The sequence below is a fragment of the Noviherbaspirillum sp. genome, assembly GCF_035944575.1.
GTDB lineage: Bacteria > Pseudomonadota > Gammaproteobacteria > Burkholderiales > Burkholderiaceae_D > Noviherbaspirillum.
Window position 1 is genome coordinate 23,139 of record NZ_DASZBA010000153.1, and the last position, 26,080, is coordinate 49,218.

Annotated in this window: 25 protein-coding genes; 16 read left to right on the forward strand and 9 right to left on the reverse strand. The window is 61.3% G+C overall.

Going from position 1 to position 26,080, the window contains the following annotated elements; all coding sequences use genetic code 11:
• The first annotated feature begins 67 nt into the window (after nucleotides 1-67).
• Complete coding sequence (locus VGU61_RS10890; RefSeq protein WP_326859147.1) at nucleotides 68-367, forward strand: hypothetical protein; 300 nt, start codon at nucleotides 68-70, stop codon at nucleotides 365-367.
• A 21-nt stretch (nucleotides 368-388) separates the two neighbouring features.
• Here the strand turns inward: VGU61_RS10890 and VGU61_RS10895 are convergent, their stop codons facing one another.
• Complete coding sequence (locus VGU61_RS10895; protein ID WP_326859148.1) at nucleotides 389-877, reverse strand: MgtC/SapB family protein; 489 nt, start codon at nucleotides 875-877, stop codon at nucleotides 389-391.
• Between the two features lie 300 nt (nucleotides 878-1,177).
• Between VGU61_RS10895 and VGU61_RS10900 the strand changes: the two genes are divergently transcribed.
• Nucleotides 1,178-1,408 (forward strand): hypothetical protein, encoded by a 231-nt coding sequence (locus VGU61_RS10900; protein WP_326859149.1) that lies wholly within the window; start codon nucleotides 1,178-1,180, stop codon nucleotides 1,406-1,408.
• Between the two features lie 141 nt (nucleotides 1,409-1,549).
• Here the strand turns inward: VGU61_RS10900 and VGU61_RS10905 are convergent, their stop codons facing one another.
• Nucleotides 1,550-2,017, reverse strand: coding sequence for a DUF1854 domain-containing protein (locus VGU61_RS10905; protein ID WP_326859150.1), 468 nt, complete (start codon nucleotides 2,015-2,017; stop codon nucleotides 1,550-1,552).
• Entirely contained in the window at nucleotides 2,014-4,272 is a 2,259-nt protein-coding gene (locus VGU61_RS10910; protein WP_326859151.1) for an ABC transporter ATP-binding protein, read from the reverse strand. The genes VGU61_RS10905 and VGU61_RS10910 overlap by 4 nt, the downstream gene beginning before the upstream one ends.
• 344 nt (nucleotides 4,273-4,616) lie before the next feature.
• Between VGU61_RS10910 and cphA (VGU61_RS10915) the strand changes: the two genes are divergently transcribed.
• From cphA (VGU61_RS10915) to VGU61_RS10930, 4 genes are all read left to right on the forward strand, one after another.
• Nucleotides 4,617-6,818 (forward strand): cyanophycin synthetase, encoded by a 2,202-nt coding sequence (gene cphA, locus VGU61_RS10915; protein WP_326859152.1) that lies wholly within the window; start codon nucleotides 4,617-4,619, stop codon nucleotides 6,816-6,818.
• A gap of 203 nt (nucleotides 6,819-7,021) precedes the next feature.
• Nucleotides 7,022-9,589 carry a cyanophycin synthetase gene (gene cphA, locus VGU61_RS10920; protein WP_326859153.1) on the forward strand — a complete coding sequence of 856 codons (2,568 nt, stop codon included), beginning with the start codon at nucleotides 7,022-7,024 and terminating at the stop codon, nucleotides 9,587-9,589.
• 281 nt (nucleotides 9,590-9,870) lie between these two features.
• Nucleotides 9,871-10,200: a helix-turn-helix transcriptional regulator gene (locus tag VGU61_RS10925; protein ID WP_326859154.1), complete on the forward strand. Its 330-nt coding sequence runs from the start codon at nucleotides 9,871-9,873 to the stop codon at nucleotides 10,198-10,200.
• Complete coding sequence (locus VGU61_RS10930; RefSeq protein WP_326859155.1) at nucleotides 10,178-11,428, forward strand: HipA domain-containing protein; 1,251 nt, start codon at nucleotides 10,178-10,180, stop codon at nucleotides 11,426-11,428. Before VGU61_RS10925 ends, VGU61_RS10930 begins: the two co-directional genes overlap by 23 nt.
• Before the next feature lie 54 nt (nucleotides 11,429-11,482).
• Here the strand turns inward: VGU61_RS10930 and VGU61_RS10935 are convergent, their stop codons facing one another.
• Genes VGU61_RS10935 through VGU61_RS10945 form a run of 3 tightly spaced genes read right to left on the reverse strand, consistent with a single transcriptional unit; the run spans nucleotide 11,483 to nucleotide 12,931 of the window.
• Nucleotides 11,483-12,034: a hypothetical protein gene (locus VGU61_RS10935; RefSeq protein ID WP_326859156.1), complete on the reverse strand. Its 552-nt coding sequence runs from the start codon at nucleotides 12,032-12,034 to the stop codon at nucleotides 11,483-11,485.
• Between the two features lie 18 nt (nucleotides 12,035-12,052).
• Complete coding sequence (locus tag VGU61_RS10940) at nucleotides 12,053-12,385, reverse strand: hypothetical protein (protein ID WP_326859157.1); 333 nt, start codon at nucleotides 12,383-12,385, stop codon at nucleotides 12,053-12,055.
• A 42-nt stretch (nucleotides 12,386-12,427) separates the two neighbouring features.
• Nucleotides 12,428-12,931 (reverse strand): hemerythrin domain-containing protein, encoded by a 504-nt coding sequence (locus tag VGU61_RS10945; RefSeq protein ID WP_326859158.1) that lies wholly within the window; start codon nucleotides 12,929-12,931, stop codon nucleotides 12,428-12,430.
• A gap of 159 nt (nucleotides 12,932-13,090) precedes the next feature.
• Here VGU61_RS10945 and VGU61_RS10950 point away from each other — a divergent pair, with 159 nt between their 5' ends.
• From VGU61_RS10950 to VGU61_RS10970, 5 genes are all read left to right on the forward strand, one after another.
• Nucleotides 13,091-13,987, forward strand: a complete 897-nt coding sequence (locus VGU61_RS10950; protein ID WP_326859159.1) for a DMT family transporter — start codon at nucleotides 13,091-13,093, stop codon at nucleotides 13,985-13,987.
• A gap of 18 nt (nucleotides 13,988-14,005) precedes the next feature.
• On the forward strand, nucleotides 14,006-14,761 hold the full coding sequence (locus VGU61_RS10955; protein ID WP_326859160.1) for an SDR family oxidoreductase: 756 nt from the start codon (nucleotides 14,006-14,008) through the stop codon (nucleotides 14,759-14,761).
• Nucleotides 14,762-14,888: 127 nt separating this feature from the next.
• Nucleotides 14,889-15,317 (forward strand): DoxX family protein, encoded by a 429-nt coding sequence (locus VGU61_RS10960; protein WP_326859161.1) that lies wholly within the window; start codon nucleotides 14,889-14,891, stop codon nucleotides 15,315-15,317.
• 2 nt (nucleotides 15,318-15,319) lie between these two features.
• Entirely contained in the window at nucleotides 15,320-15,868 is a 549-nt protein-coding gene (locus tag VGU61_RS10965) for a glutathione peroxidase (RefSeq protein ID WP_414691621.1), read from the forward strand.
• 53 nt (nucleotides 15,869-15,921) lie between these two features.
• The gene (locus VGU61_RS10970) at nucleotides 15,922-16,380 is read left to right on the forward strand and encodes a universal stress protein (protein WP_326859162.1); all 459 of its coding nucleotides are present in this window, start codon (nucleotides 15,922-15,924) and stop codon (nucleotides 16,378-16,380) included.
• A 68-nt stretch (nucleotides 16,381-16,448) separates the two neighbouring features.
• On the opposite strand, the gene ligD is transcribed toward VGU61_RS10970, so the two are convergent.
• Both ligD and VGU61_RS10980 read right to left on the reverse strand, forming a co-directional pair.
• On the reverse strand, nucleotides 16,449-17,396 hold the full coding sequence (gene ligD, locus VGU61_RS10975) for a non-homologous end-joining DNA ligase (protein WP_326859163.1): 948 nt from the start codon (nucleotides 17,394-17,396) through the stop codon (nucleotides 16,449-16,451).
• A gap of 73 nt (nucleotides 17,397-17,469) precedes the next feature.
• Nucleotides 17,470-18,624 (reverse strand): PQQ-dependent sugar dehydrogenase, encoded by a 1,155-nt coding sequence (locus VGU61_RS10980; protein WP_326859164.1) that lies wholly within the window; start codon nucleotides 18,622-18,624, stop codon nucleotides 17,470-17,472.
• A gap of 181 nt (nucleotides 18,625-18,805) precedes the next feature.
• On the opposite strand from VGU61_RS10980, the gene VGU61_RS10985 reads away from it, so the two are divergent.
• Nucleotides 18,806-19,687 carry a YihY/virulence factor BrkB family protein gene (locus VGU61_RS10985; protein WP_326859165.1) on the forward strand — a complete coding sequence of 294 codons (882 nt, stop codon included), beginning with the start codon at nucleotides 18,806-18,808 and terminating at the stop codon, nucleotides 19,685-19,687.
• Between the two features lie 16 nt (nucleotides 19,688-19,703).
• Here VGU61_RS10985 and VGU61_RS10990 read toward each other — a convergent pair whose 3' ends face one another.
• Nucleotides 19,704-20,627 (reverse strand): pirin family protein, encoded by a 924-nt coding sequence (locus VGU61_RS10990; protein WP_326859166.1) that lies wholly within the window; start codon nucleotides 20,625-20,627, stop codon nucleotides 19,704-19,706.
• Nucleotides 20,628-20,742: 115 nt separating this feature from the next.
• Between VGU61_RS10990 and VGU61_RS10995 the strand changes: the two genes are divergently transcribed.
• From VGU61_RS10995 to VGU61_RS11010, 4 genes are all read left to right on the forward strand, one after another.
• Nucleotides 20,743-22,176 (forward strand): dihydrolipoyl dehydrogenase, encoded by a 1,434-nt coding sequence (locus tag VGU61_RS10995; protein ID WP_326859167.1) that lies wholly within the window; start codon nucleotides 20,743-20,745, stop codon nucleotides 22,174-22,176.
• 149 nt (nucleotides 22,177-22,325) lie between these two features.
• Nucleotides 22,326-23,282, forward strand: a complete 957-nt coding sequence (locus VGU61_RS11000; protein ID WP_326859168.1) for a Tim44-like domain-containing protein — start codon at nucleotides 22,326-22,328, stop codon at nucleotides 23,280-23,282.
• Between the two features lie 164 nt (nucleotides 23,283-23,446).
• Nucleotides 23,447-24,409: a MerR family transcriptional regulator gene (locus VGU61_RS11005; RefSeq protein WP_326859169.1), complete on the forward strand. Its 963-nt coding sequence runs from the start codon at nucleotides 23,447-23,449 to the stop codon at nucleotides 24,407-24,409.
• Nucleotides 24,410-24,965: 556 nt separating this feature from the next.
• Nucleotides 24,966-26,080: MCP four helix bundle domain-containing protein (locus VGU61_RS11010; protein WP_326859170.1), on the forward strand; the 1,115-nt coding region annotated here is incomplete at its 3' end.

The window sequence follows — 26,080 nt, forward strand, 5'->3', positions numbered from 1 at the left end:
ATGCGAGAAATCTCAATATCGCGTTGTGCGCACGTCAATAAAATGGCTCATCCAATGGGGAGAAGCGATGGATAAACAAATCCTGGCGCAATTGCGCAGCAAACGTTTTGCCTTGGACGAGATTGTGCCGCTGGTGGAAAGTGCGGCCGACGTGATCGAGCGGCTGCAATCGGAGATCGCCGTCATGGTGCGGGAGTTGCGCGCGCAGCCTCCGGCACCGGTTGCGGATCAGGCGGCGCAGCTGGAAGCGTCGCGCTACCGCTACCTGCGCGATGTCGCCGATCCTGCATGGGTCGCCCGCAACATCGGCCTGCCGCCGCACTTGCTTGATGCGGCGATCGACGCAGCGATGAAAAATCCGAATTAGCGAAGCGGATCGCCGGACTGCCTATTCATCGAACTTGACCTGCTTCGATCCGTGATGGGATAGCAGAAGGATAAACAGTGCAAGACATGTACTGAGAACCGCCGTCGCTTCACGCCCCATGCCGGCCGCAACGCCGATGGCCGCCGTCAGCCAGACACTGGCCGCGGTGGTCAGCCCCTTGACCTCGCGGTCTTCCGACAGCTTGATGATGGCGCCGGCGCCGAGAAATCCGATGCCCGCCACCACCCCCTGCAACACGCGGCTCAGGTCGGATACTTCCATTCCCGTCTGCAGCGGCACGAGCACGAAGAGCGCAGAACCGAGGGCGACGAGCATATGCGTGCGCAGACCCGCCGCAGTGCCGCGCAGTTCACGCTCATATCCAAGTACTGCCCCCAGGATGATGGCCACCATCAGGCGCAGGCATACCTGGGTGACCTGTTCCACATCATTTAAATCTGAAAACTCCTTTTGTATCGTCGCCCATACCACGGCACGTACTTCATTCATCCCCTACTCCCATCGACTTGCTGCCGTTCCGGTTTCACTGCCTGACAAAATGGACAACACATTCTTTTTAGCAAGCATGACAACCGTGTTGGACGTGTTTTGTTAAGTGCCCTTAACAAATAACAGATGGATTTCGACGTTGTGTTCTGTTTGGTCAAACATCGGCGACAGGACATCGATTTCATGCCGGTGTAAGAAGATGTAAAAGCCGGCAACAAAGCAATGTCTCCGCGACATTATTCATACGTTACAAAGACAGTGCATCGCACTGCATAACATTGTTTTATCGATGGAGCTTGCATGAACATCAGCACAGAAATGATTGACGCCGCTACGGCGAAGGCAGTGGAAGCCGGATTGTTTCCGCGTCGCGCGTTGAAGGAAGAGCACGACGAGGCACGGGCGATCATGCTCGACATATTGCAGACGGCATTGAATATGAAGGACGAGAGCATGCCTCGTCCGGTTGCGGCGGCACGGCCTTCCGTGGAAAAGTCGAAGCGGCTGGTGCTGGTGTACGCCCGCTCCTGATTGCGCTGATTCCTGCTGACGCGGAATCCGTTTATTGAAGCGCTTCTTTCGCTGTCGGGCGCCCTCGCAACAAGGAGCGCCGGACAGCGCGGCCAACCTGGCGGCACCCCGGCCAGGCGGCGCCGCACTGAAGTATTGCAGCTATAGAAACCGGTCCAGCAGCTTGCGGCTGGCCTTGTCGAGTTTCTCCAGATCGCGGATCAGGTATTGCACGCCATGACTGTCTGCAATCAGCAGCGTCGAGTGCGCCACCCTCCGTATATCTTCCTCGCCCTTCAGGATGAACGCCGCATTGCCGCGGTCGGTCTCCACCTGCCAGCGGCTCGGGACGGCGAATGTCGACACGGCGACGATGCGGCTGATCTGCGGCAGGAATTCCCGGTTCGCCAGTTCCTCTTCCAGCAGATCCCGCAGCTCGCTGCGCAGATCGGCCAGCCGGTCTATCCATGCGAGTTCATGGCCGTCGACGGTCACCAGGGAGATGCCCTGGTCGGGCGCGGCAATCGGGAAGGCGCGCACCGGCACCACGCCTTCATGCGTCAGGCTGCCGTCGGCCGAGGTGAATACCAGTTTGCCGAACGCATTGCGGGTCAATCGGAAATCATTCATGCGATGCTCTCACTCCATTCCGGCTGGCCTTCGACCAGCCCGGCCGCCTCGTCCTCCGCCTGGCGCGCCTGTGCCTGGTAGAGCCGGTAGTACGCGCCCTGCCGCTCCATCAATTCATCATGCTGACCGACTTCGACGATCTGTCCCTTGTCGAGCACGACCAGCCGGTCGGCACGGCGCAGCGTGGACAGACGGTGCGCGATCGCGATCGTGGTGCGGCCGCGCACCAGGTTGTCGAGCGCCTTCTGGATCTCCTTCTCGGTCGTGGTATCCACCGACGAGGTCGCTTCATCGAGAATCAGCAACTGCGGATCGATCAGCAATGCGCGGGCAATCGAGATGCGCTGGCGCTCGCCGCCGGACAGGGTCTGGCCACGCTCGCCCACCATCGAGTCGTAGCCGTGCGGCAGGCGCAGGATAAATTCATGCGCATTCGCCGCGCGCGCGGCGGCGATGATTTCCTCGCGCCTCGCGCCCGGCTTGCCGTAAGCGATGTTGTCGGCGATGGTGCCGAAGAAGAGGAAGGGTTCCTGCAGCACCAGGCCGATGTGGCGGCGGTAGTCGGCGACGCGCAGCGAACGGATATCGACGCCGTCGACCAGGATGGCGCCTTCCGACACGTCGTAGAAGCGGCAGATCAGGTTGACCAGCGTGCTCTTGCCGGAGCCGCTGTGACCGACCAGGCCGATCATTTCGCCGGGCTGGATGGTCAGGTCGACGCCGCGCAGCACCGCGCGATTACCGTAACGGAAGCCGATGTCGCGCAGCCGGATGTGCCCCTGCACACGCTCCATCCGGACCGGATTGGCAGGCTCCGGCACGCTGGAGACATGATCCAGGATGTCGAAGATGCGCTTTGCGCCGGCGGCGGCCTTTTGCGTAACCGATACGATGCGGCTCATCGAGTCGAGACGGGTGTAGAAGCGGCCGATATAGGCAAGGAAAGCGGTCAGCACGCCGACGGTGATCATGCCCTGCGAGATCTGCCAGATGCCGACAGCCCAGACGACCAAGAGGCCGATTTCGGTGAGGAAGGTGACAGTGGGCGAGAACAGCGACCATACCTTGTTGACACGGTCGTTGATTACCAGGTTATGCGCATTGGCTTCACGGAAGCGGACCGCTTCGCGTTTTTCCTGGGCGAACGCCTTGACCACCCGGATGCCGGGAATGGTGTCGGCCAATACGTTCGTGACTTCCGCCCACACCCGGTCGATTTTCTCGAAGCCGTGGCGCAGCTTGTCGCGCACCACATGGATCATCCAGGCGATGAACGGCAGCGGCAGCAGCGTCACCAGCGCCAGCCAGGGATTGATTGATATGAGAATCACCGCCGTCATGCCGATCATCAGCACGTCGGTGGCGAAGTCCAGCAGGTGCAGCGACAGGAATACGCAGATGCGGTCGGTCTCCGATCCGATGCGCGTCATCAGGTCGCCGGTGCGCCGGCCACCGAAATACTCCAGCGACAATTTCAGCAAATGCTCATAGGTGGTCGTGCGCAGGTCCGCGCCGATGCGTTCGCTCACCAGCGCGAGGATATAGGTGCGCGCCCAGCCGAGCACCCATGCCAGCAAGGCCGCGCCGAAGAGGCCGCTCAGGTAGAGCACCACCAGGTTGACGTCGATCGACTGGCCGTTCTGGTACGGGATCAGCACGTTGTCCATCAACGGCATGGTGAGATAGGGCGGCACCAGCGTGGCGGCGGTCGATGCCAGCGTCAGCAGGAAGCCGAGGATCAGTTGCCCCTTGTACGGCTTGGCGAAGCGCCACAGCCGGAATAAGGTCCAGGTCGATGGCGGCGTGTGCAGCTCGCGCACGCAGATCTGGCATTCCTCCTGGTCGGGCGGCAGCGGCGCGTGGCAGCTCGGACAGGTTGCATCGGCAGGCGGCACCACCGGACGGCCGGCGACCGCCGCCGTGCACTGTTGCTCGAACTGCCCGATCAGGCGCAGCGCATCCGGGTTATGCCCCAGGGTATAGCGCCAGGCGGCAAGGCGACGGGTTTCGTCGTGCAGCTCGAGCGTGCCGACGCCGGCGTGATCGTGGTGAACGAGCGACAGATGCGGGCGATACGGCCATTCCTGCCAGCCGGCGGATTCGGCGGTTTTCGTGAAGAGCCTCGAATTTGTCACAACGACAATGCCGGCGGAAAAACGCAGCTGCAGGTCGAGGTCGAGTTCCAGGCAGGCGAGTACGTTCTCACCTGGCTGGAGATGCGCCTGCACATCGGTCTGCCATGAAGCAGGTATCATTTGCCTTTGCGGCGGTACTTCGGAAAATTCGGTTTTCATTGAAACGGCTGATGATTTCGAAACGGCAAACAATTCTGTTTGCAAGAAGTTAATTTCGCGTCGCCGTTGGAGGATTCGCTGTGGCGGCAAGTATACCGATTACCGCTGCCGTTAACCGCCGCATATTCCGTTACAAGCCAGATACAGGCGCTTACGATGTTGTTGTTTGCCCGAATTTGATTCCGTAAGATAATTTTTGCAGCCGATCAGTAAACCATCCCGCCGTTGGCGCGTTAAAGACAGACATAACTTCAATTCAAAGCGACTCGTCGTCCACAAGTCCAATCCTCAGCTTCACACGTCAAATGAATAAAAAATCCATTGAGATCATCAATGTGGTCTCGCTGCGCGGGCCGAATATCTGGACCTATCGTCCGGTCCTCGAAGCCTGGGTCGACATCGGTGAGCTCGAAGCGTCGCCGTCCAACACAATCCCCGGTTTCTATGAACGCCTGACCGCCTGGCTGCCCTCGCTGGTGGAGCACCGGTGCGGCGTCGGCGAGCGTGGCGGGTTCCTGCAGAGGCTGCGCGAAGGCACCTGGCCGGCGCACATCATGGAACATGTGATGATCGAATTGCAAAACCTGGCCGGCGTCCAGACCGGGTTCGGCAAGGCACGCGAAACCTCCACGCCGGGTGTCTACAAGGTGGCGGTACGGGCGCGCTATGAGGAAGTCAGCCGCGCAGCCCTTGTGATGGCGCGCGACATGGTGATGGCAGGCATCGAGGACCGGCCTTTCGACGTGGACGACGCGGTAAGCCGGCTGCGCGACATCGCCGAGTCCGTCAGCCTCGGACCAAGCACTGCCTGCATCGTCGATGCCGCCGCCGACCGGGGCATCCCTTCGCTGCGGTTGAACAGCGGCAACCTGGTCCAGCTCGGTTACGGCGCCCGCCAGCATCGCATCTGGACCGCGGAAACCGATCAGACCAGCGCCATCGCCGAGAGTATTTCCAGTGACAAAGATTTGACCAAGAGCCTGCTGCGCTCCTGCGGCGTACCGGTGCCGGAAGGCCGCATCGTGTCAGATATCGACGATGCCTGGGAAGCAGCGCAGGATATCGGGGTGCCCGTCGTGGTGAAACCGTCCGACGGCAACCATGGCCGCGGCGTATCGACCAATCTGACGACGCGCGAAGAGATCGAGGCGGCCTACCGGCTGGCCGAGGAAGAAGGCAGCGAAGTTATCGTCGAGCGCTTCATTCCCGGCGACGAACACCGGCTGCTGGTCGTGGGCGGCAAGATGGTAGCGGCGGCGCGAGGCGAAATTGCCACCGTGACGGGCGACGGCACATCGACCATTCTTCAATTGATCGACACCCAGATCAATACCGATCCGCGCCGCGGCACCACCGAGGAATTCCCGCTGAATCTGGTGCTGATCGATGAGGATCCGGCGGTGCTGCTGGAACTGACGCGCCAGGGACTCACACCGGAAACGGTGCTGGAAGCCGGCAGACAGGTTCTTGTGCAGCGCAACGGAAACGTCGCTTTCGATGTCACTCCCCTCGTCCATCCGAGCGTAGCCGCAGCCGCAGCGCTGGCGGCCCGCATCGTCGGACTGGACATCGCCGGTGTCGACCTCGTGGCCGAAGATATATCCCGTCCGCTCGACGAACAGGGCGGCGCGGTCGTCGAGGCCAATGCAGGCCCTGGTTTGCTGATGCACCTGAAACCGGCCGACGGCGAGCCGCGCCCGGTCGGCGAGGCGATCGTCAATCATCTGTTTCCGGGCGACGACGACGGCCGCATTCCCGTCGTCGGCATCACCGGCAGCCACGGCAAGACCATGGTGGCGCATCTGGTAGCTCGCCTGCTGCACCTGCACGGCGCCCATGTCGGTCTCGGATGCAGCGATGGTTTCTTCTTGCGCGGTCGACAGGTCGAGCGCGGCGACGGCGCCAACTGGCAGACTGCACGCCGCATTATGACGAACCGCGCGATCAATGCCGCGGTCGTCGAGACCGGGTTCCGCGCCATCCTCGCCGAAGGCCTCGGCTACGACCGCTGCCAGGTCGGCGTGGTGACCAATATCGATCCAAAGGCCAGCCTGCCGGACTGGCATATCGACGACGCCGACCAGATGGCCGGCAAGGTCGTCCGCACCCAGGTCGACGTGGTGCTCCCCGACGGCGTGGCAGTGCTCAACGCGGCGGATGCGCGGGTGGCCGAACTTGCATCGCTGTGCGACGGCGGTGTGATCTTCTTCGGCCTGTCGCCTGAAATCCCGGTCGTAGCGCGCCACAGGAAGGAAGGCGGCCGCGCGGTGTTCGTGCGCCACGGTGGCATCGTGCTGGCCGCAGGCGCCGCCGAAGTGCCGCTGATCGACCTGGCGGAGATCGGCGCCATCGCTGCCGCGGAACCGGCGCACCGCGCTCACATGACCGAAAACATGCTGGCCGCAGTCGGCGCGGCGTGGGCGCTGGGAATTGCGCTGGAACTGGTTCGGGCGGGGGTGAAAAGTGTCGAGTTTGGCGTCAACGCGGAGGCGGTGGCGGTGGCTTGAGTTTCGAAAAATCCGGCAGGCTCGAAATTTATTCCGGGATAGAAAAAGCCCCTTCTTCCTTGCAGGGCGCCTGCGGGAAAGAAGCGACACAAAGCGTATATCGCCGCCTGCCCTAATAAACCAACAAAATAAAACAAGACGCCCAAGGGTCAGGCCCCCTGCGAAAGCATCCTGTCCACGCGCGCAACAGAGGATACAAGTTCATGGAAATCACACGCATCCGGGCCCTTCGCGGACCTAATCTCTGGAGCCGGCACACGTCGATCGAGGCGATCGTGACCTGCACCGATGACGAACGGGACATCACGCGCCTGCCGGATTTCGAAACACGGCTGCGGGCCCGCTTTCCGGAGATCCGCTTCCTGGAGCCGTCCAGCCCCGACCATCCGTTTTCGCTGGCCCACGTGCTCGAATCGGCGGCGCTCGGATTGCAGGCTCAGGCCGGATGCCCGGTGACCTTCAGCCGCGTGGTGGAGACAGTCGATCGCGGCACGTACCAGGTCGTTGTCGAATACACCGAAGAAGCGGTCGGCAGGCTGGCGTTCGAGTTTGCCGAAGCGCTGATCCGCAGCGCGCAGGAGAATACGCCTTTCGAGCTGGAGCCGGCATTGCACCGGTTGCAGTCACTGGACGAGGACGTGCGGCTCGGGCCGAGCACCGGCGCCATCGTGCAGGCGGCGGTCGCACGCGGAATTCCCTACCGGCGGCTGACCGAAGGCAGCATGGTGCAGTTCGGCTGGGGCAGCAAGCAGCGCCGCATCCAGGCGGCTGAAACCTGCAGCACCAGCGCCATCGCGGAATCGATCGCGCAGGACAAGGACCTGACCAAGGAATTGCTGCACGCGGCCGGCGTGCCGGTGCCACATGGCAGGTCGGTGACGACGCCGGAGGAAGCCTGGCAGGCCGCGCAGGAGATCGGCGGCCCGGTGGTGGTGAAGCCGCGCGATGGCAACCAGGGCAAGGGCGTCGCAGTCAACATCAGGACTCGCGAAGAAGTGGAAGCCGCGTTTGCGGTCGCATCCACCATCTGTTCCGACGTCATCGTAGAGCGTTGCATCAGCGGCCATGACTTCCGCCTGCTGGTGGTCGGCGATCAGCTCGTTGCCGCCGCCCGGCGCGCCCCGCCGCAGGTGGTCGGCGACGGACAGCACACCATCGGCGAGCTGATCGAGCAGGTCAACCGCGACCCGCGCCGTGGTGAAGGCCATGCCACCTCGCTGACCAAGATCCGGCTCGACGATATAGCGCTCGCCACGCTGGCCAAGCATGGCTACAGCGTCAGCAGCATTCCCTCCAAGGGCACGCTGGTGGCCTTGCGGAACAATGCCAACCTTTCCACCGGCGGCACCGCGACCGACGTCACCGACGATGTGCATCCGGAAATGGCGGCGCGCGCGGTGGAAGCGGCGCAAACCGTCGGTCTTGATATCTGCGGCGTCGACCTGGTGTGCGAAACCGTGATTCTTCCTTTGGAAGAGCAGGGCGGCGGTATCGTTGAAGTCAACGCCGCACCCGGCCTGCGCATGCACTTGCAGCCGTCCTACGGCAAGGGACGCCCGGTGGGTGAAGCGATCATCGCCAACATGTTCGCCGACGGCGACGATGGCCGCATTCCCGTGGTGGCGGTCACCGGCACGAACGGCAAGACGACCACCGCGAGACTGATTGCCCATATCCTCGAAAAGAACAAGTACCGCGTCGGCCTGACCAGCACGGACGGCGTCTATGTCAATCATCAGCGTATCGACACCGGCGATTGCAGCGGCCCGCGCAGCGCACGCAATGTGCTGCTGCACCCGGACGTCGACGCGGCGGTATTCGAAACCGCGCGCGGCGGCATCCTGCGCGAAGGCCTCGGCTTCGACCGCTGCGATGTCGCGGTGGTGACGAACATCGGCGTGGGCGATCATCTCGGACTGAATTACATCAACACCGTCGAAGACCTCGCCGTGCTGAAGCGGGTGGTGGTGCACAACGTCGCGCCGAAAGGCATGGCGGTGCTCAATGCGGCCGATCCGATGGTGGTCGATATGGCGCCATCCTGTCCCGGTTCCATCACCTTCTTTGCCCGCGACCGGCATCATCCGGTCATCTTCACCCAGCAGGCGCAGGGACGCCGCGTGCTGTACGTCGACGGCAACGTGATCGTCGCATCGGTTGGCAGGCGCGAGCATCGCGTGGCGCTGGCCGACATTCCCATCACCCACAACGGTGCGATCGGCTTCCAGGTCGAGAATGTGATGGCGGCCATCGGAGCGGCGTGGGCGCTCGGCATTCCATGGGAAACCATACGCGCAGGATTGGCGACGTTCGTCAGCGATGTGCGCAGCGCGCCGGGCAGGTTCAATCTCTTTTCCTATCGCGGCGCCACCGTGATCGCCGACTACGGGCATAACCCGGACGCGATCGAAGCGCTGGTGCGGGCCATCGACAGCGTGCCCGCCCACCGCCGCTCGGTCGTCATCAGCGGCGCCGGCGACCGGCGCGATATCGACCTGACCCGCCAGACCGAAATTCTCGGCGATGCATTCGATGAAGTGATCCTGTATGAAGACCAATGCCAGCGCGGCCGCGCCGACGGTGAAGTGATCGGCCTGCTGCGCGAAGGGCTTAGCCATGCATCGCGCACGACGTCGATCAAGGAAATCCAGGGCGAGTTCAAGGCCATCGACACGGCGCTCGCCAGCCTGGCGCCGGGCGATTTGTGCCTGGTACTGATCGACCAGATCGATGAAGCGCTGGCCTATATTTCCGAGCGGGTGGCGCAGTAAATACAATCCGGACGGAAGCGCACGAATGCAGTGCGCTTCCGCCCCGAAGGTGGGTGACATGACGACCGAATACGTCGCCTGACGCATTGGTTCCACGCCTCATAAATCTCCAGACGTCGCATTTGCCAGAAACGGCCGGGGACCCAATACCTAACATAGATGCTCTTTTAAATCGCATAAAAGAGCATCTATGTTAGGTATTTACCCTGGATTTTGGTTGATGGATGCTCCGTTAGACCCCATAATCGAGCATCTATATTTAACCTCGCCGGGAGACGATCATGCCCAACAAGGGCTTGCAGGCCGATGAAGTCCCCTCGCTCGTCACCGAGCGCCTCCAAACCTGGGGAGCGTGCATCAGAACCTTGCGCCTTGAGCAAAAAGTTCGCGTCAGCGATCTCTGTGCGCGGATGGGCATAACGCATACCACGCTGCGTCGGCTTGAAAAAGGCGATCCGGGTGCAGGGGCAGGCCTGTATCTTTCGGCCCTGATGATACTGGGCGCGCTGGAAATGGCAGCGCCTTCGCTTCCCGGCCATTTGCTGCATTCGCCAAACACAAACAAGCGGGTTCGCATCAGGCATGCGCATGACATCGACGATCATTTCTAAACCCATCTACGTTTATTTGCAGCGGCCTGACAATGGCGAGTGGGTGACTGTCGGCCGGTATCGCCTGGACAGGGAAGGCGGTATCGGCACCTTTCTTTATGCGCCAAGCTATGTCGAGGCCGGATTGTCGTGGTCAGTCGATCCGGTCAATCTGCCTCTTATTGCCGGGCATGATTACGTCGCACCGCGCTATGGCGGCCTGCATGATGTGCTGCGGGATGCCAATCCCGACGCATGGGGAAAATCGCTTCTTCAAAAGGCGCATCAACTGCCAACCGACGCACATGAATCGCGTTACCTGCTCCTGGCAAGCAATGCGGACCGGTGGGGTGCCCTGGCTTTCGGCACATCGAAGACCCCGTCGGTCGACAAGTTGAAGAGCCCTCGCCTGCCACAACTTGAAGCACTATCGCAAGAATTGCTTGCCATCGCCGAACGTCGTCCGCCGATCGATGCGAAACTGCGAAAGCGTCTGGTCGCCACGCCGAGCCTAGGTGGCGCGCGTCCCAAGGCCACAATTCAAGACGGGGAAACATTCTGGCTCGTCAAGCCTTACCTGCCCACGGATATTGCTGATATCCCGCTGCTTGAACATGTCTCGCATGAGTGCGGCGAACTGGCAGGACTTAACTTCGCTAAAACAGTGCTTCATCGCCTGGGCGATGGCCTGAGCGTGGTTCGCATATTGCGCTTTGACAGAGACGGCGACCGGCGCCGGATGGCAGTGAGTGGCGCGTCACTGCTGCAGACTGAATATCCCGCAGCATCCCAGGCAGAGGCGAGTCGCTGGAGTTACCCGCGGCTTGCGGAGGAACTCCGCCGGATCGGCGCGCCGGACGAGGACCGCAAGGAATTGTTCGGCCGGATGGTGTTCAATGCCGTCATTGGAAACGATGACGACCATCCCAGGAATCATGCAGTCGTATTCAATCCGCGCGAACAGCGATGGCGGCTGTCGCCGGCTTTCGACGTGGTGCCGAACCTGGAGGAAACGCCAAAGTCTCTGACCCTGCAATTGTCATCAGGCGCGAACGTCATTACACGCGCAGCGATTCTGGGCGACGCCATTCGCTTCGGTTTCCTCGATCCGGAAGAAGCTGATCGATATCTGGATGCATTGCTGGCCCGGATTCAGTCTGCGCTTGATCGTGTCGCGTCCAAGCTCACTGCGGATTTGGGGCAGATGCTGGTCGAGCGGGTGGCGATAAATACAAGGACACTGTCGTAGCAGCGTGTCCACATCGGCGCTCGCAGTCGCTTTTCAGCAGCATACCGAGCCAACCTACTCCGACGTTCCCGACTTTCTCCGGGTGACCCTCTCCTTGATCGCTTCGACCTTGGGTTCATCGCTCAGATTGTTGATCACCGCGCCGTAGTTCGCCTTTCCCCTGATCGTGCGGGTGCGGTTGGCGACTTCGAAATCGATGGTGTAGGCGACGAATACCCGGTCCTTCGACATCGGGTCCGGGTTGATGTACGAGATTTCCGACACCTGGTAATTGCGGTGCGGCCAGTGCTTCACATAGCGTTCGACATCTCGGCGGATCGCGTTCTTGCCGACCACGCCCTGCTCGTAGTACTCCGCTTCCTCGGCAAACAATGCGGCCTGCTCGGCGGGCGTCTTGTCGGGATCGACGAATCGATCCAGAAACATCCGCACTTTCTTTTCCATTTCCGGGCTGACCGGCGCACCGGCCGCCGGCGGCTCGGCCTCGAGCGCCATGTCATTCACCGGCCGCACGCTTGGCGCGGCAGGGGAAAGCGCCTGGTGTGGCGGCCACGCATGGGCTGCTGCCGAAAGCGACATCAGCAGGCAGAAAAAGGCGCAACGCATGGTCCTGTTTCCGTAGCCTTATTGCGCAGGCATTTTCGATTTGTCCTGCCTGCGCTTTTCCTGCAATTCCTCGCGCCTCTTCCGGTCGATGTCGCCGGTTGCCTCGTTGATTTCCGGATCGATGCGCGCTGTCGGCGTTTTCACCATGTCCTTGGCGGTGCCGGTGCTTGGCGGCTCCACCACCATGCCCGACTTCCCTCCCGATGACATCGAGGAATCCGGCGCGCTGCGCATGCCCGGTTCGGAGGGTGTCGGCAGCGACGAACCGGGAGGTTTGGCCGGCATGCCGGTCTGCGCATGGGCCGTGACGGCAAAACATGCCGCAATCACGCTGAGCAGTAGAGGTTTCATCATTGCTCCTTTCGATGCATCAGGCGCATGCGCGCCCGCATCCTAGTCGAGCGGTGCCGCGGAACCGGTCTCATTGACCACCGCTTCCCGCGGATCGCCCTGTCGATCGAGGTTATTCTGCAAGGCCAGCATTTCACGTCCGAGCGCTTCGCGCTGCTCCTGGCTCATCAGCTTCGGCACTTCCGGAAACAGGTGCTCTTCCTCTTCCTTGTGATGATGTTCCGCCTGCTCGGTCAGCACCTGCAGCTTGGCCTCGAAGGTTTTATCGTCCGGATCCAACGCCACCAGGTCGGCCAGCAGCCGCTTCAGCGACAGATGTTCCTCCAGCGATTCAAGCAGGCGGTCCTCGTTGCGGGCTGCCTTGACGGCCGGATAGAACAGCTCTTCTTCCGACTTGATATGCGTTGCGAGATGATCGCCGGCTTCGGCAAACAGCGTCTTTTTCTCTTCACGATTGTCGCTTTCCGCAACTTTCTTCAGCAGCGCCTCCATGGCGCGGTGCTGGGAAACAAGCAGTTCGACGGCATCGATACTTTTTTCACTCATCACTTTTTCTCCGGATTTATATGTCGAAATACCAAGGTTAGAGACCGGGCTTGCCCACTGGTTCATAACTAAATCGGCTTTCTGCTTGCGCGTATCCGACGGGAAATGCAAATCGTCGCCACCGCTTACAATAGCCGCTCACCTTTACATGGAAGAACGATGATGGAACGCAAGCCGCTCGATGCCTCCGCTGTTGCCTTGATGCTGGGCCTTTGCGTGTTCTGGGGATTGCAGCAGGTCGCGGTCAAACTTGCCTTGCCGCACATGGGCGCGATCATGCAGATCGGCTTGCGCTCAGCCATTGCGGCCTTGCTCGTGTGCGTCGTCATCTGGTGGCACGGCGGCGGCTCGTTAAAAGCCGCCACATTGCGCCCCGGCATCATCGCGGGCATGCTGTTCGCAATCGAGTTCATCTGCGTTGCCGCCGGACTGGAATTCACGACCGCCTCGCACATGTCGGTATTCCTCTACACCGCGCCGGTCTTCACCGTGCTGGGGTTGCACTGGCTGGTGCCGGGCGAGCGTCTCGGCCCGGTGCAATGGGCCGGAGTGCTGGCGGCGTTCGCCGGCATCGCGGTGGCGTTCTCCGGCGGTTTTGCAGTCCAGGGGCGGGACTGGACACACATGCTGATCGGCGACGCATTGGGTGTCATGGGCGGCGCGTTCTGGGGCGCCACCACCGTATGGATACGCCGCTCCGCGCTGTCGGAAGCGCCGCCGACTGCAACCCTGCTTTACCAGCTCGGCGTCTGCGGCATCGTGATGACCGGCGTGGCGCTCGCCCTCGGCCAGGGTGCTTCCGTCACCATGACCGGCGTGGTCTGGGCCAGCCTGTTTTTCCAGTCGGTGATCATCGCTTTCCTCAGCTTCCTGCTATGGTTCTGGATGCTGCGCCGCTACCTGGCGTCGCGCCTGACCGTGTTTTCGTTCATGACGCCGCTGTTCGGCGTCGGCTTCGGCGTGCTGCTGCTGAACGATCCGATCGACGCCCGTTTCGCGGCCGGCGCGGCGCTGGTGATGACCGGCGTGATCCTGGTCAACATCCGTCGCACATAATTCTTCAAGGAGACATCAATGGCTTCGAACAATATCGCGCTGGTCACCGGCGCCGGGTCGGGCATCGGCAGGCATGTGGCGCTTGCACTGATGAAGGAAGGCTATTCGGTCGTGCTGGCCGGCCGGCGCAGGGATGCGCTGGAACAAACCGCGCAGCAGGGCGACCCTGCCGGTGAACGCACACTGGTGGTGCCGACCGACGTCAGCGATCCGGCATCGGTGAAAGCGCTGTTCGCCGCCACGCGGGATGCCTACGGTCGGCTCGACCTGCTGTTCAATAACGCCGGCGTGTTCGCCGCGCCGGTGTCGCTGGAGGAACTGCCCTACGAGCAATGGAAGGCGGCGGTCGACATCAACCTCTCCGGCGTCTTCCTGTGTACCCAGGAGGCATTCCGGCTGATGAAGGATCAGCAACCGCGCGGCGGGCGCATCATCAACAACGGGTCGATTTCCGCCCATGCGCCGCGTCCGCATTCCTCCGCCTATACTGCAACCAAGCACGCCGTCACCGGCCTGACGAAAGCCACGTCCCTCGATGGCCGCAAGTACGACATCGCCTGCGGACAGATCGATATCGGCAATGCATCGACCGACATGACGGCAAGAATGGGGCGCGGCATCCTGCAGGCCAACGGCAGCATCGAGCCGGAGCCGACGATGCATGTCGACCATGTCGCCCGCGCGGTGCTGTACATGGCCAGCCTGCCGCTGGACGCCAATGTGCAGTTCATGACGGTCATGGCGACGAAAATGCCTTACATCGGCAGGGGATGACAGGAAAAACCGCGCCGGTTTGATCTATGTCCGTATGCGGCGGTGCGGCTTGCAGAAGTATCAACACACACTCTAAGATAGCGGCTGACTCAACCATACGGCAACCCAACCTACACAGGAGCTTCTCATGGTGGCAAGGACATACGGCAGTTCCGGTTCCTCGGACGATCTGGGCAAGTTGATTCTGCGGGTGGTGCTGGCGGTATTGCTGCTGTTCCACGGCGTCTCCAAAATCTTCGGCGGCGTCGGTTTCATCACCGGAATGCTCGCCAAGGCAGGTTTGCCGGCGGAACTCGGCTATCTCGTGTACGTCGGCGAAGTTATCGCGCCGCTACTTATCCTCTTCGGCGTCTGGACCAGGCCGGCTGCCCTCGTCGTTGCGATCAATATGGTGGTCGCCATCCTGCTCGTGCATACCGGCGAATTATTCAGCATGACAAAGACCGGCGGCTGGGCACTGGAGCTGCAAGGCTTCTACCTCGCTTCCGCCATTGCGGTGGCGCTGCTCGGCGCGGGACGCTACAGCGTCGCGGGCGCGTCGGGGCGATGGAACTGATCATGAAAAAGCACGTCGTCATGCTTGCGCTGTTGGCCGGTCTCGGCGGCATGGCCCATGCGCAAGCCGCCTGCCCGGCATTGCTGGACCAGCGCTTCAACCGGCTGCAGGATGAAGCACCGCAGCACCTGTGCCAGTACGCGGGCAAGGTGCTGCTGGTAGTCAATACCGCGAGTTACTGCGGCTTCACCAGCCAGTACGAAGGCCTCGAAAAACTGTATGCGAAGTACGGCCCGAAAGGGCTGGTGGTGCTGGGATTTCCCTCCAACGACTTTGGCAACCAGGAACCCGGCAACAGCAAGGACATTGCCAACCTCTGCTTCAATACCTACGGCGTCAAGTTCCCGATGTTTTCCAAGACCTCCGTCACCGGTCCGGCCGCCAATCCGCTGCATGCCACGCTGGCGAAGGAAACCGGCACGGCGCCGAAATGGAATTTTCACAAGTACCTGATCGACCGCAACGGGAAGGTTGCCGGCCATTATCCGAGTCGCGTGACCCCGGATGACAAAGGCATGGCGGCCGATATCGAAAAGGCGCTGTCCAGGTAGGGTGAGTTATTTGAAGGTGTCGTCGCTGTTTCATCGCTGATAAGGAGGAAACCATGTACCGCAAAATCCTGGTTGCATATAACGGCACGCCCGAAAGCCGCTTCGCCCTGCAGGAGTGCATCCGCCTGTCGCCGGGCCCGTCGGCCGAGATTCATCTGCTTGCGGTCGTGATGCCGCAGCCGGTGCTGCTGGCGGGCGAATTCGTGGCAGCGGCGGTCCTCAATGTGGAGGAGGAGCAGGCCGAGCGCAAGGCAATGGAATCGGTGCTCGCGACCGGAAGGGAGCTGCTGATGGAAGCCGGCCTGAGGGTCATCACGCATCTCGAAGTGGGCGAACCGGTCACCGTGATCGCCGACATGGTCAATCGCGCCGGCATCGATCTCGTGATTCTCGGCCACTCCCGTCACAAGCCCTTCTCGCTGCGCTGGTGGCGCGGGTCGACCGATTCGCTGCTGGTGGAAAAGGTGCGCTGCAGCCTGCTGGTGGCAGCTGATCCGCAGCGGGCCACATAGACGGAAATTACTCTCTCCCATTCGGATCGGGCCATTGCGCCGCCATGCATTCACTGCATTGCGGCGTACTATTTTTTCTTCATGCCGATTTTCTTTTTCATCGACGCGGTCAATTGTTGCCGCGTGCTGAAGTAGTCCTCCCACGGATCGTGCGTCAGACCGGCGAGACGATCCGGCAGGGTGCTGATATTCCACATCGACGCGTTCCGGACCTTGTCCAGTTCCTCCCAGGCGAGCGGCGTCGCCACCGGCAGTCCCGGCCGCGCACGCACCGAGTAGGGCGCGACGGTACTGGCATGCCGCTGGTTGCGCAGGTAGTCGATATAGATTTTTCCGTCGCGGTTGTCATTGCCCATGGTCGCGGTGAACCGGTCGGGCAGAGTGCTCGCCAGATGCTGCGCGACCGCCCTGGAGAAATCCGTCGCCGCATCCCAGTCGTGCCTGCGCGCCAGCGGTACGACGAGATGCAACCCCTTTCCGCCGCTGGTCTTCAGAAAGCTTCGCAGGCCGAGTTCATCCAGCAGCGCCCTGGTGTGCCGAGCGCCCTCCGCGATCGCGCTCCATGGAAGATCGGCGTCCGGGTCGAGATCGAACACCATGCAGTCGGGCCGGTCGATACGGTCGGCGGTTGCGCTGCAGACATGCAGTTCGATGCCGCCCATTTGCGCGACGCCCGCCAGCGCATGGGCCGATTCCACGGCCATCAGCGGCGCGTGTTCCGGGTCGAGAGAACGATCAAATACCCGTATGCCGGGAATCGACATGCGGCCGCGATGCTTCTGGAAAAACCGCTCGCCATCGATGCCTTCCGGCGCTCGCAGCAGGTACACCGGGCGGTTGCGCAGGAAAGGCAGGATATGCGGTGCGACAGAAGCGTAATACTGTGCCAGGTCCAGCTTGGTCAATCCGCTCGCCGCATCGATGACGCGCTCCGGATGGGTGATCGTCACCGCCTCCACCCGGTTGTGTAGCAGCGGCGTCCTGACCGCTTTCTTTTGCTGCATCGACAGGTGCATGGCCGTCCTCGTATCAATATGGTGTAACGGAAACCTTATCGATATGACATGCCCCGTCCGGGCGAGTTCTCCCTTACTTCGGCAGCAGCCGCAGCAATTGGCCCTTGCGGTTATCGGTCAGTACATACAGCAAACCATCCGGCCCCTCCCGCACATCGCGAATGCGCTGATCGACGTCCTGCAGCAGCTTTTCCTCGCGCACGACCTTGCCGTCTTTCAGTTCAAGCCGCGCGAGATAGCGGAACTTCAGTGCGCCGACGAACAGGTTTCCCTGCCAATCCTTGCCGTAGCGGTCGCTGCCCAGAAACACCATGCCGGATGGCGCGATCGACGGCGTCCAGAAATGCACCGGCTGCTCCATGCCTTGCTTGGCGGTGAGCCCTTCGCCGATTTTGCCGCCGCCGTAGTCCTGTCCATGCGAGATCACCGGCCAGCCGTAATTTTTTCCTGCTTCCGGACGGTTCACTTCATCGCCGCCCTGCGCGCCATGTTCATGCGTCCAGAGCTTGCCGTCAGGACCGAGGGTCGCCCCCTGCGAATTCCGGTGACCGTAGCTCCAGATCTCCGGCAGTGCGCCACGATGAGCCAGGCTTTTCCGGGCAAATGGATTGTCCGCCGGCACCGTGCCATCCTTGTTCACGCGCACTATTTTGCCGTGATGGTTATCCAGCGTCTGCGCATCCTGCATGCGCTGGTAGCGGTCGCCGAGCGTCAGGAACAGCGTGCCGTCGGTGTTCTCGACGATACGGCAGCCGAAGTGCGCATTGCTGCTGAACTTCGGCTTCTGGCTGAAGATCACCTTGACCTCCTCCAGCTTCTTTGCATCACGCGACAGGCGCGCCGATGCGAGCGCAGTGGAATTGCCCGGCTGGCCGTCGACGGCGGACGGCTCGGAATAGCAGAAATAGACGGTGCGATTACGCGCGAAGCCGCTGTCGACCACGACATCGAGCAAACCACCCTGTCCGCCGACATCCACTTTCGGCAAGCCGGAGAGAGCCGGGCCGACTTTGCCGCCGGCGTCCACCACGCGCATGCGTCCCGCACGTTCGGTAACGAGCATGCGCCCATCGCCAATGAAAGCCACCGCCCATGGATTCTCAAGGCCGTCCGCAACGACTTCCGTGCGCAGCTTGGTGGTCTGCGCCACCGCCGGCAACAGTAGCGAAGGCAAGATCGAGAACAAGGTTGCCGCCAACAGCGGGCGACGCCACAGAATTTGCTTCATGCATTTCCTCCTGGAAAAGATCCGATCCCGCGGCAGTAATGGCCGCAAGACAACCGCAAAATGGTAAACGCATTCCATGCGTCGCACCTTGCGCCATCTCTTTTGCACTTGCCTAAGACAGGACTTAACGATTTGGCATTCTTCTTGCAGCTTTGCGAAGTTCAACAAGAAGGAGATACCAATGAATATTCCTGGTTTGCGCGGACTAAGCGTGCTTACAATTCTCAAACAGGCGGTCAAGGACTTCCTTGACGACGATATGACAACGTACGCAGCGGCGCTGTCCTACCAGGTATTTTTTTCAATTTTTCCCTTCATTATTTTCCTGGTCGCACTGCTTGGCTTCCTGCATCTGCCGGACTTCTTCGATTGGTTACGTCAGCAGGCGGAGGCGGTCGTTCCGCAGCAGGCAATGGGTCCCGTGAATGATGTGATCAATACGCTGCAACAGCCGCAGGGAGGCCTGATGTCCATCGGCGTCATCGTCGCACTATGGACGGCGTCGGCCGGCATACGCGCGATCATGAATGCGCTGAACGTTGCGTATGATGTGAAGGAAGGGCGTCCCGCCTGGAAACTGTATCCGCTCTCCATCCTGTACACCCTCGGCATTGCCGCCATGCTGATCGCAGCAGCAGCCTTCCTGCTGATCGGCCCGCAAGCCATGCAATGGCTGGCGCATCAGGTTGGCATGGAACAGCTGTTCGTGACCTTGTGGACATGGCTGCGCTGGCCGGTGGTGCTGGTGTTGCTGACACTGGCAGTGGCAGTGGTGTACTACGTCGCGCCGGACGTCGAACAGGACTTCCGTTTCATCAGCCCGGGCGCAGCCCTGTGCGTGATCGTCTGGATCCTTGCCTCGCTGGCGTTCAACTATTACGTCACCAGCTTCGCCGACTACAACGCCACCTACGGCAGCATCGGCACCATCATCGTGCTGCTCACCTACTTTTTCATATCAGCGGCGGTGCTGTTGTTCGGGGCCGAGATCAATGCCGTCATCGAACACAATTCGACGCAAGGAAAAGACCCCGGCGAGAAAACGCTGGATCATAAAAAATGAGTATCGGCGCGCCGATTCAGGGATAGTGCACCGGCTTTCCCTGGATCTCGGGCAGCGGAATGAACTCGGTTTCGTCAGGCACTTCAGGAAACCTGCGTTTGCGCCAATCCTCTTTTGCCTGCTCGATACGTTCCGCTGAACTGGAGACGAAGTTCCAGGTGATGTAACGTGCTTCCGACATCGGCTCGCCGCCGAGCAGCATCAGGCGTGCAGTGACGTTGCCGGCATTCCTGACGACGAGTTGCGCGCCTTCCTTCAGCACCATCATTCTTCCGGGGTCGAACACGCCGTCACGGCCGAGGTCGATTTGCCCGCTGACGAGATAGATTGCGCGTTCGCTGTACTCGACCGATACCGGCAGGCTTGCACCGGGCTGCAACTGCACGTCAACATAGAACAGTGGCGACAGAGTGTGCACCGGCGATGTCTTGCCGAAGAAACTGCCGGCAATGACGCGCGCCTCGATGCCCTCGCCCTGTTCCACCGGCAATTCCTCCGCGCCGATATGGGCGAATGCCGGCTCGGCCTCTTCATGCTCACGCGGCAGCGCAACCCAGCATTGCAGGCCGGAAAGCCGCACCTCCTGCCTGCGCAATTCCGGCGCCGTGCGTTCCGAATGCACGATGCCGCGCCCGGCCGTCATCCAGTTGACTTCGCCGGGACGGATCGGCTGCAGGCTGCCGAGGCTGTCGCGATGCATGATCTCGCCCTCGAACAGATAGGTGACCGTTGCCAGGCCGATATGCGGATGCGGCCTGACATCGAGCCCGTTGCCGGCGGCAAGCACGGTCGGGCCCATCTGGTCGAAGAAGATGAATGGCCCCACCATGCGGCGCTGTGCGGACGGCAGCGCGCGTCGCACGGTGAAGTTGTCGCCCAGGTCGCGGGTCGGAGGAACGATGACGGTCGACAATGCGCCGTCGGGAAGGATGTCGCTCATGTTGTTTTCGCTTTCATGACGTCAACAGGAAATGCGGTATCGGATTGTTCTACCATGGAAGCCGGTCCAACAATCGCGAGCGCCCCGCGCACATCTTATCCGCTTTGGAGCAGCCATGAAGTCCATCAATGTTGACGTTGCAGTCATCGGTGCCGGCAGTGCCGGCATGACCGCCTTTCGCGCCGCGCAGTCGCACGGCAAGCATGTGGTTCTGATCGAAGGCGGGCCCTACGGCACCACCTGCGCGCGGGTAGGCTGCATGCCGAGCAAGCTGCTGATCGCCGCCGCCGAAGCCGCGCACGCCGTTGCCGAAGCGCCCGGCTTCGGGGTCCATCCCGGACCGGTGCGCGTCGACGGCAAGGCCGTGATGGCGTGGGTGCAGTCGGAGCGCGACCGCTTCGTCGGCTTCGTCGTCGATAACGTCCATCGCATTCCCGACGAACACAGGTTGCACGGATATGCGCGGTTCGTGGCCGAGGGCCGGCTGCAGGTCGACGACCATACTCTGGTGAATGCCGCCACCATCGTCATCGCCACCGGGTCTACGCCGTACGTGCCGCCGGAGCTGAGCCGGCTCGGAAAGCGGCTGGTGACCAGCGACGAGGTGTTCGACTGGAATGACCTGCCGGCGTCGGTCGCAGTCGTCGGCAGCGGCGTGATCGGGCTGGAACTCGGGCAGGCGTTGCACCGGCTGGGCGTGCGCGTGACCGTGTTCGGCCGCGGCAGCGGTATCGCGCATATGTCGGACCCGGCGGTCGTGAGCGAGGCGGTGGAATGCATCAAGGAAGAGCTCGATCTTCGCGTGCAGACCAGGGTGGTTTCCGCCACGCCGGACGGCGATGCGGCTTCCCTCACGAGCATGGGCGCCGACGGCGTGGAACGCGTCGAGCGCTTCGATTTCGTGCTGGCGGCGACCGGCCGCACGCCCAACCTGCACCACCTCAACCTGAAACACAGCGGCCTGCAGCTCGATACGCGCGGCATGCCGCTCTTCGATCCCTTCACCATGCGTTGCGGCGATAGCGCCGTCTTCATCGCCGGCGACGTCAACAACGAGCGCCCGCTGCTGCATGAAGCCACCGATCAGGGCCGCATCGCCGGCGACAATGCCGGCCGGTATCCCGAGGTGATTCCCGGCTTGCGCCGCGCGCCACTGGGCATCGGTTTTACCGATCCGCAGCTAGCGATTGCCGGAAGCGCATTCGGCACGCTGAAGCCGGGCTGCTTTGCGATCGGCGAGGTACGGTTCGCGTCGCAGGGACGCAGCCGGGTCATGCGGCAGAACAGGGGAGTGCTGCGAGTCTACGGCGAATACGGAACCGACCGCTTTCTCGGCGCCGAAATGGTCGGCCCGCGCGCCGAACACCTCGCCCATCTGCTGGCATGGGCGGCGCAGAACCGGATGACGGTCGCGTCCATGCTCGACATGCCGTTTTATCATCCCGTGATCGAGGAAGGCTTGCGCACCGCCCTGCGCGACCTGCAGGACAAGCTGGTCCACGGATTGCCGGAAATCGAGCGTTGCGCCGACTGTACGCCCGGCCTGTAGAAAATTTCAACTTCGGTTTTTACGAAGTGAATAAGCGTACGTTTTCGCTTTTTCAAATTGACGCGCGCGCGTATGATGGTGCCGTTGTGAATCGGCCGGACCGCTCGTGTCCGATCCCGGTCACACGCATACCCACCACTGGAGGAAATATGAAGAAGATGTTGGTCACATTGATGATCGCAGTCAGCGCCCTGTCGGTCATCGCCGTGCCGCAGGCGGAAGCCAAGCGCGTTGGCGGCGGCGGATCGTTCGGCAAGCAGTCGCAGAGCGTGAACCGCCAGCCGCAGGCGCCGATGCAGCAGAACCAGGCTGCAGCACCTGCTGCCGCGCAGAAGGCGCCGGCTGCCGCGCCGGCCGTCAAACCGCCCAGCCCATGGAAAGGCATCCTGGGCGGCGCACTACTCGGCCTCGGCCTTGGTGCGTTGCTGTCCCACCTTGGTATCGGCGGCGCACTGGCAAGCATGATCAGCACCATTCTGATGGTCGCCCTGCTCGCAGGAGCGGCGTTCTTCATCTACCGGATGATCATGCGGCGCAAGAACGGTGATGCCGGCATGGCTCGCCGTGGCATGGAACCGGCCTTCGCCGGCCCCGCAGCGCGCACACCGGAAATCGGTTCGCGGGTTGAGCCGGTGAGCCCCGCTGCACCGGCTGGATCGGGATCGTTCTCTCAGCCGTCCGGACTGCAGTCGGCGTCTTACGCTTCCGGGGCGGCTGCCGCACCGTTCGGCGTGCCGGCGGATTTCGATACCGCAGGTTTCCTGCGTCATGCGAAAACCTACTTCATCCGCCTGCAGGCCGCCTGGGACAAGGCAGATATCAATGACCTACGCGAATTTACCTCGCCGGAAATGTTCGCGGAGATGAGGTTGCAGTTGCAGGAACGCGGCGCTTCGGGCAACCACACCGATGTGGTTTCGCTGGATGCCGAGCTGCTTGGCATCGAGACCACCGATGGCGAGTATCTTGCCAGCGTCAGGTTCAGCGGCCTGATTCGGGAGGCGGAAGGTGCCCCTGCGGAGCAGTTTGTCGAAGTATGGAATCTGTCGAAGCCGCAGTCCGGCTCCGGCGGCTGGGTGCTGGCAGGCATTCAGCAAGTTTCATGATGGAAATGCCGGCACCGGCCGGCTGACCTTCACGTCTCCCTTTATGCGCCCGTGCTCGTCACGGGCGTTTTTTTAAGCACCGTTTTGTGGCAATTTGTCAGAACCGGTCTCGCAAATTGCCATCATAATCGGAGAGAATGTCAGTCTGCTATCAGAGGAACATTATGTCCGACACAGACCGGAATATCGATATGGCGTTACAACAAGACAAATTGGTGCCTATCAGCGTCGTTGAGCAGGAAACCGGCATTCTTAAGGAAACATTGCGCGTTTGGGAGAAGCGTTACGGCTTTCCACGCCCGTTGCGGGACCAGCATGGCGACCGGGTTTATCCATTGCACCAAGTGGAAAAACTGCGCATTGTCCGGGAAATGCTCGATGCGGGCATGCGCCCCGGCAAAATTTTCAGCGGCGGCGAAGCGCAGCTTCAATTGCATCATCCATCCGACGATGGCGTCCTGGTGCGGCTGAACCGGTACGAGTCGATGCTGAACCTGCTGCGCCGGCAGCGAGTCGACGAATTCCGCGATATTTTGCAGCATCGGCTACATACCCTCGGATTGCCGCGCTTCGCCAAGGAAGTGCTGGCGCCGCTGACCCAGGCGGTCGGCGATGCCTGGCAGAGGGGTGAACTATCGGTGGCGGGCGAGCATCTGTTCACGCATCAGGTCAATCTGGTGTTGTACGGCGCGCTGGCCGCATTGCGTTATACACCTCAAGCCCCGAAGGTTGTCGCCGCCACGCTGACCGGCGAGTCCCATCATATCGGCATTCTCATGGTGGAGGCGGTACTGAGCGCACATCAGGTCAAATGCCTCCAGCTCGGCACGAATACACCCGCCAAGGACGTCGTCGACGCGGCGCGCGATGCCGCCGCCGACGTGGTCGCCTTGTCGTTTACCGCAGCGTACCCGCCGCAGGAGATTGCCGAAACGATCGCGGACCTGCGTGCTGCCCTGCCGCCGTCGGTGACGCTCTGGATAGGCGGCAGCGGTGTCAGCCGCCTGAAGGACCTGCCGGAAGGCGTACAGGCCATCGACTCCCTGACCGAACTGGAGCAGCTGGTGGTGCAATGGCGCAAAAAACATGCGTCGGTGCGAAGCTTGCCGAAGGCGGGGCGTTCCTGATTTCGTCAGACTGTTGCGTACTGCCCTCTTCCTTTTTTATATATTTCAGTACCGACTTTGTCCTACATTGCTACGGATGTCATGGACGTAGCATGGGGCCTTCCCCTAGAAAGAGACCATATCCACCCGGCTTTGCTTTGGACAAACCACCCAAGCTTTTTTAGCAATATGGCTTGACTCAAAATCTTCCGATCGTTCAATTTTTGGGTGAGTGTTAGATTGAGCAGACACTCTCATCAAGGTTCGGAAGGTATCCATGAGGCCGGTTAGTCAAGCGATACGGTTCTTTTCCCGTCCCATCCCCCCAGCGTTTCCCGCTGCGTTTCGCATACAGGCGAGCAGGGTTTTCATCACGCTATCTCTACCGTACGGCACGCCAGGGAAAGCGATAGCAATGCCGATGTCCCGCGCCTTACTGCGTCAGCGGTCGCACCGACGACGATGCAGGTTTCATGTGTTTGCTTCCGCCCTATGTCCTTGGTCGAAAGGAATAAAGCCGCAAGCATGTCCGAATGAATTCAGCCATACAACATAACTAAGAAATAGGGGACACGATATGCAATGGTTCAACCACCTCAAGCTTGCCACTAGATTACTGGTGGCGTTTTTCGCCGTACTGATACTGACCACGGTATTAGGCATCTTTTCCGTCGTACAGCTGGACAAGGTCAACGGAACATCCACGGAGATGGAAGAAAACTGGTTGCCGAGCACTCGGTTCGCCGGCGAGATCAATACCGGTATGTCGACCTTCCGGGTCAAGGAATTGCAGCACATCCTGTCGACGCAGGAAGCCGAGTTCGCCAAATATGAAAAGGACTTGAAAGACGTATTGGCGCAACTGGAGAAAAGCCGGGACGAATACGGAAAACTTATCTCCTCTCCCGAAGAGCGTGCGCTGTATGACGACTTCAGAAAGAACTGGGAACAGTATCTGACGCAGCATGCCCAGGTACTTTCCCTGTCGCGCGCCAACCGCAACGATGAAGCCAAGGCATTGATCCGCGGCGAATCGCAAAAATTGTTCGATGGTTCGCAAGTCAACCTCCAGAAAATCATGGATCTGAACATCGAGGGCGGCAAGGAAGCAAGCCGGCGCGGCGATACACTGTATGACAGCTCGCGTTTCTGGATCATCACGCTTCTGATCGGTGCAGTGGTAATCGGTGTGTGTCTTGCCCTGTTCATCGCCCGTTCGCTGGTGAAACAACTCGGCGGAGAACCGGATTACGCTGCCGCCATCGCGACACAGATTGCCACCGGCGATCTGACCGTCGCGGTCGAGACCAAGGCGGGTGACCAATCCAGCATGCTCTACGCGATGAAAGCGATGCGGGATAGCCTTGCCAACATCGTCGGCCAGGTGCGCACCGGCACCGAGACCATCGCGACCGCGTCGAGTCAGATTGCCGCCGGCAACCATGACCTGTCGTCGCGCACCGAGGAGCAAGCCAGTTCGCTCGAGGAAACCGCCTCATCGATGGAGGAACTGACATCGACGGTCAAGCAAAATGCGGAGAATGCGCGCCAGGCCAACGGCCTCGCCACGTCGGCATCGGAGGTGGCGACGAAAGGCGGCGCGGTGGTGTCGCAGGTGGTCGATACGATGGGTTCGATCAATGAGTCGGCAAAGAAGATCGTCGACATCATCGGCGTCATCGACGGCATCGC